This is a genomic window from Collinsella sp. TF06-26, from assembly GCF_002232035.1.
Lineage (GTDB): Bacteria > Actinomycetota > Coriobacteriia > Coriobacteriales > Coriobacteriaceae > Collinsella.
This window is the reverse complement of sequence record NZ_NKXR01000005.1, coordinates 122,894-128,336: the sequence shown is the minus strand read 5'-3', so window position 1 is coordinate 128,336 and position 5,443 is coordinate 122,894. Positions and strand designations below refer to the sequence as shown.

Sequence of the window (5,443 nt, the reverse complement as noted above, 5' to 3'; positions counted from 1 at the left end):
ATCTCAGCCGAACACATTGAGCAAATAGGCCGTTCCCGCACCTAGCCGAACGCCCCCGCGGCCCCTCCCGGGGCCCGGGGGCGCCGTTTTCCCAGTTGAAGGAACGGTGGAGATGTGTTTCGATGGGTCCGGTGGCCATGCCCCGCCCGCCGCCCGGCACCTTTTCCTAGACTCAGCCGAACGGTCGGTTCCGTCTATTCCGTTTTCCCTTAGGCTAGGACAGCGGGGCATCGCCCCTTTCCTCGCGCGGCCGCGCGATGAGCCCCTGCGTCAGGTCGAGCTCGTCGATGGGCACGTCCTCGATGCCGTACGCCTCCAGCAGCGCCGCCGCGTCGTCGCCGAGCATCGCCCGGAAGGCGCGGGCGGGCGTCGCGAAGCCGAGCGCGCCGCGCGGCTCGGAGTTCACGTGCGACATCGCCAGCGACAGGTCCGCCGGGGCCAGCCGGTCGAACCTGAGGCCGCGGCCCTTGGGGAGCAGCTTCCTGATCTCGACGTGGTTGCGCTCGCAGGCGCCCTTCTGGTCGCTGCGCCTAGGGTCGCAGTAGAACAGCCTCGTCTCGCCGGGCCCCTCGCCGATGAGCGCGGCGATCGCGCCCTCGTCGGAGAACTCGGCGCCGTTGTCGGTGAGCACGGCGCGGAAGACCCTCCCCGTGCCGCCTGCGCCCAGCACCGAGCGCACGCCCGCGAGCGCCGCCGCCACGCTCGCGGCGTCCTTCGCCGCGAGCGGCAGCGCGAGCTGCAGCCTGCTGGGGCGGTGCAGCAGCGTGAGCAGGCAGGCGCCGTCCTCCCGCGCGCCCTCGACGGTGTCCATCTCCCAGGCGGCGGCGCACGCGTCCTCGCCCAGGCCGAGGAACGCGGCGTACGACCTGCGGGGCGAGTGCCGCGTGGCCGAGGCCGTCGGTGCGCGCCTCCTCGGCCTGTAGCCGACCTTCCTCCTGAGCTCCATGTTGGTCATGCCGTCGTAGCCCGCCGCGACCCAGCGGTAGATCGTCGAGGGCGACAGGTCCACGGGCCCGCCGTCGCGGGCGGACAGCTGCTCGGGCGAGAGCCCCCGGCCCAGGCCGTCGCGGATGAGGGCGAGCGCCTCGGCCGCGGCGGGCTCGTCGGCGTCTATCCCGCGCCTGGACGAGACGAGGACCGAGTCCGCGCACAGCTGCGCGGCGCGGGCGTCGTAGAAGACGTGCGGGCGGCGCTTGCAGCCGATCGCGCGGTACCGCCCGTACCCGTTGCAGCAGCGCGGCCACGCGGCCAGGCGCGGGCATGCCGCAGACAGGTCGGCGGAGGCGTCCACGCGCTCGCCGCGCCTCTCCCTCGGCGCGGTCACGAACCTGTGCGACGCCACCTCCGAGCACACCGTCGAGGGCGACCCGCCCAGCTCCCTCGCGATCTGCCTGCACGAGGCCCCGCGCTCCAGCATCCTCTGCACGGTGTCCCGCTCGTGCCTGGTGAGCCTGCCGTAGGCCCTCGGGGCCGCCTTCCCGGCCCCCTTCTTCCTCTTTCCGGACATGCCGTCCTCCGATCTCCCGGGGCCGGCCGGTCCGGCCCTCAGGGTATCGGATTCCCACATTCATCCGTACATGTACGGATGAATGTGGGAAGTGTTCGGATGAAGTTGCCAATCAAGGTAGCATAGTACTACGTTAACGTGCTCATGGCTGTGGGTTGGTTTAACCTACAGCCATGCTAAAGTTGCCAAAAGGGGCACAAAGGCCAATACGTTTGCGCCATGCCGGCACAGCGACCTGGCATCGTATGCGCCGGCGGGATCATCGCTGGCCTGCAAGGAGGGCATATCCACGCGCTCATGGTCGCCGGAGGCCTCGTGATGCAGCACGCGCCGGGCGGCGACTGGAAGCGCGTCGATTGGGATGCGCTTGCCGCCTGGCTCGACAGATACGGTTACAAGGTCGCTGATTGCGAGACGGAGGCCCTTCCGACCGCCGACGCGGCGAGTGGGAACGCAAGGGCGAAAACGCATCGTCGCTGAACCAGTGAGTCAGTATTCTTTAGTTAGATGATGGATATTGAAATTAATTAGCGAGATAATGTGCATATCTCATAATGTATGCGTTTCACCATGAGAGAGGGGTCTGTCATGAGCTGGAAACCGAGAAAATGCGTCATCGCCGGTCTTGTGACAACCGGTCCTGGCGGCGCCTTGTTTGCAACCGCAATGACATCGTACCGACTTTTCACTTGCATGTTCTGAAAGGCAGTTACCATGCAGTCGCAAAATCAATCGAGATACTTGACCACAATCGGCTTTGCCCTGCTCGCATCACTCTTTGCTAGCGACCTTTTGCTGAAACCGCCCAAGGAACTCGTTTCGCTTGCCATAGCCTGCATTTCCGCCCTTTACTTTACGGCAACCCTATTCGTCGGACTAAAGGAGAGGAAAAAAGGCGCAGTCGCCGCATCCGCCGTAGGCGTGATCATAGCCATTGCATCATTCTTTATCTGACACATTGGTGATTTAGGGGCGATATCGTAGGAATACGACCGGGAGAGTCGGGACCAGATTGCCCGGGTCGCCCGGTCTTATTCCGCCCCGCGCCGCAGACGGCGCTCCGATTGCGCCGAGGCGTGACACGCGTGGGATCTTACCTATTTGTATTACGCGACCGCGAGGTGCCTCTTCTGCATGCGGAACTCCGTCAGGTACATGTTGATGATGACCTGATAGGGGACGTCCGTGCGGGCGGCCTCCGCCTTGAAGTAGTCGATGTTCTCGCCGTCGGTGTTCATGGTGACGCGGCGGCGCAGTTTGAGCTCTAATACATAAGGTCCCAGCTTGTAATACGTGAGCATATGACTACATTAACATGATCATGTATTATCGAGCGTCTGCTGCTCCGGATTCGCCCGCCTGTTATCTTGGGATCGACAGTTTCTTGCGAGGAGGCAGACATGTACCAGAATGTCTTTGGATCCGATGGCCAGATCCATCTTGAGAACCAGGTCGGCTGCCAGCGCTTCAACCTAACGACGGATGAGGCGAAGACGGTCGTCCCGATCACTAAGAATATGAGCACCGTCTTCGGCAAGGATGGCGTGGAGACGGAGATTCAGGTGGAGCAGATGCGCCAACTGGACAAACCAGGATTTGGTTGGCTGTTTAATAAGCGCTAACGGTTGAGTTGTCGCAGCATAACCGCAGCTATAAATATGTGACCATATGACCATGCTAACATGTGCGCACAGTCATATGGTCACGGCTGTTGATTGGTGCCTTAGAAAAATTGAAATCGTCCCAACGAGCTATCGTCAATCGTCCCAATAAATTACCGTCAATCGTCCCAATAAGTAATCGTTATTTGTCCCAACGACGCAGATAGACGCTATAATTTCAAATGAATGATTGGAGGGAAAGCCGATGGATCGGTATATAGGACGTTGTGTTGACTGCTTGGTCGAGCGCGACCTTGGCATTTTTGGTGCAGTGCTCATTCAGGGGCCGAAATGGTGTGGAAAGACAACGACAGCTCAGAGATTTGCCGAGTCATCGTTATCTCTCTCCGACCCATCTGGCGGTTTTGCGGCCCTCCAGCTCGCTCGTCTCGATCCGGCCCAGGCAATTGTCGGACCGACCCCGAGGCTTGTCGACGAATGGCAGGAGGAACCGAAGCTATGGGATGCCGTGCGATTCGAATGCGATGTCAGGGGAGGGGAGCCAGGACAGTTCATTCTCACCGGATCTGCGACGCCGCGAGCCGAGAACCAGCCGATGCACAGCGGCGTGGGTCGAATCGCCCGTTTGCGGATGGATACCATGACGCTTTTCGAGCTCGGTATTTCGTCGGGAGCGGTCTCGCTTGGTGCGCTGCTCGATGGCGATTCCGTTGCGGCGTCACTCGGATCCATCGCCGGTATCGCCGGTATCGCGGATTTGCTCTGCCGCGGCGGTTGGCCCCAAGCGGTCGGTAAGACAACTGCCGACGCAATGCGGATAGCCGCCGCCTATATTGACGGTGTTTGCGAGTCTGACGTTTCGAGGGCGGATGGAGTGAAACGCGACCCGGTTAAGGTAAGGGCCTTGCTCTCGTCGCTTGCACGCAATGAATCGACTCTTGCCGGCATGAGGTCCATCGAAAGGGATTTGGGTGTTGACGTCTCAAAGAATACGATTACCGGCTACATGGACGCGCTGCGCCGTATCAATATCGTCGACGATGTCCCCGCGTGGCATCCGGCTCTCAGGTCGCCGGTGAAGTTGCGGCAGGGCGCGAAGCGGCACCTTGCGGACTCATCGCTCGCCGTCGCCCTCATCGGTGCGGATCCGGAGTCGTTGTCATCCGATCCGAAGACCCTTGGCTTGCTCTTCGAATCCCTTGTGCTGCACGATCTCAAGGTTTACGCGGCGGTCAGCGATGCGACCGTATCTCACTACCACGACGCTGATGACCTAGAGGTCGACGCGATTGTCCATCGCCGTGACGGCTCGTGGGTTGCCGTTGAGGTTAAGCTCGGGAGCCCCCAAGTCCCAGAGGCAGTGGAAAATCTGCTTCGACTTGAGCGAAAGCTGGTCGATCGCGGGGAGAGGCCGCCTGCGGCGAAACTCATCGTCATCGGGTTTGGTATGCCGGCTCACGTAACTAGCGAAGGCATCGTTGTTGCTCCGGTCGATACGCTCGGAATCTAAAGCTATTTGCATTTCCAGAAATCCTCTATCTAGACGCCTCCTAGAGGATTTCTGGAAACAACCGGTATTTTGATCTGGGCTACGAAAGGTTACGGGTCCAGATTCCGTGCTGCGTGGAGCCGGTGATCTTGTATCCGTGGCGGTCGATTCACGCCGCAAGCCTGTCCCAGTCGATGCGTTTCCAGTTGCCGCACGGCGCGTGGTTCACGATGAGCCCGCCGGCGACCATGAGCGCGTGGTTGCGTGCCTTGCGCGCCTCGCGCGCGAGCGCCCTCTTCTTGTCCGAAATCTGGACCTCGGCCTGCTTCTTCTTGCATTGAAGCCTGAACCAGGTTCAGCTGGCATGGTTAAAAACGGGGGCGACGCTTTTGCGTCACCCCTCGTCCCGGCCGGTTGCTTTAGTTGTACACACGGTAGTTACACTTGAACTGGGTTATGTGTCCATAGTTGGAGCGGTACCAACCCGACGTATAGCTGATTGCCTCTGCGCCTAGATAGTCGTAGCCCTTGTTGTAGCGAAGCTGACGGTAGGTCGTGTCGTACTCTGCTACGTAAAACGTGTCTCCAGAGAAGGCTTTGTACCGGTCCTTAACCGTCGAAGCCATGTACGCGGGTTCGACATCGCCTTTCTCCCCGTTGAGCGCATAGACGGGTGCCGCGATTCCGCATAAAGCCGTTGCCACGAGGATGGCGTAGACAGCCATGCGCGACGCATTGGACTTCAGCTGTTCAAATAGTTTCATGTCATTCGCCTCCCTCGTATGTATCGAGGTATTCCTGCTTGAGCGTCTGCGAGGACGACTC

At 60.7% G+C, this 5,443-nt stretch carries 6 protein-coding genes; 3 read left to right on the top strand and 3 right to left on the bottom strand.

From position 1 onward, the window contains the following. Nucleotides 1-214 precede the first annotated feature (214 nt). The gene (locus tag CHY22_RS04690; RefSeq protein ID WP_089572641.1) at nucleotides 215-1,507 is read right to left on the bottom strand and encodes an IS30 family transposase; all 1,293 of its coding nucleotides are present in this window, start codon (nucleotides 1,505-1,507) and stop codon (nucleotides 215-217) included. Nucleotides 1,508-2,221: 714 nt separating this feature from the next. On the opposite strand from CHY22_RS04690, the gene CHY22_RS04680 reads away from it, so the two are divergent. Further along, nucleotides 2,222-2,461, top strand: coding sequence for a hypothetical protein (locus tag CHY22_RS04680; RefSeq protein WP_089572639.1), 240 nt, complete (start codon nucleotides 2,222-2,224; stop codon nucleotides 2,459-2,461). Between the two features lie 152 nt (nucleotides 2,462-2,613). Here the strand turns inward: CHY22_RS04680 and CHY22_RS04675 are convergent, their stop codons facing one another. Continuing rightward, complete coding sequence (locus CHY22_RS04675; RefSeq protein ID WP_089572638.1) at nucleotides 2,614-2,808, bottom strand: hypothetical protein; 195 nt, start codon at nucleotides 2,806-2,808, stop codon at nucleotides 2,614-2,616. Nucleotides 2,809-2,907: 99 nt separating this feature from the next. Here CHY22_RS04675 and CHY22_RS04670 point away from each other — a divergent pair, with 99 nt between their 5' ends. Then, entirely contained in the window at nucleotides 2,908-3,129 is a 222-nt protein-coding gene (locus CHY22_RS04670; RefSeq protein WP_089572637.1) for a hypothetical protein, read from the top strand. 277 nt (nucleotides 3,130-3,406) lie between these two features. Further along, the gene (locus tag CHY22_RS04665) at nucleotides 3,407-4,639 is read left to right on the top strand and encodes a DUF4143 domain-containing protein (protein WP_158551217.1); all 1,233 of its coding nucleotides are present in this window, start codon (nucleotides 3,407-3,409) and stop codon (nucleotides 4,637-4,639) included. A gap of 398 nt (nucleotides 4,640-5,037) precedes the next feature. Here CHY22_RS04665 and CHY22_RS04655 read toward each other — a convergent pair whose 3' ends face one another. Beyond that, a complete protein-coding gene (locus CHY22_RS04655) occupies nucleotides 5,038-5,382 on the bottom strand; it encodes a hypothetical protein (RefSeq protein ID WP_006235302.1) in 345 nt (114 codons plus the stop codon). Nucleotides 5,383-5,443: the final 61 nt, after the last annotated feature.

Excerpts from the sequence above, each read along its gene's own strand:
- CHY22_RS04690 (WP_089572641.1), bottom strand. The coding sequence starts at position 1,507 with ATGTCCGGAAAGAGGAAGAAGGGGGCCGGGAAGGCGGCCCCGAGGGCC.
- CHY22_RS04680 (WP_089572639.1), top strand. The coding sequence starts at position 2,222 with ATGCAGTCGCAAAATCAATCGAGATACTTGACCACAATCGGCTTTGCC.
- CHY22_RS04675 (WP_089572638.1), bottom strand. The coding sequence starts at position 2,808 with ATGCTCACGTATTACAAGCTGGGACCTTATGTATTAGAGCTCAAACTG.
- CHY22_RS04670 (WP_089572637.1), top strand. The coding sequence starts at position 2,908 with ATGTACCAGAATGTCTTTGGATCCGATGGCCAGATCCATCTTGAGAAC.
- CHY22_RS04655 (WP_006235302.1), bottom strand. The coding sequence starts at position 5,382 with ATGAAACTATTTGAACAGCTGAAGTCCAATGCGTCGCGCATGGCTGTC.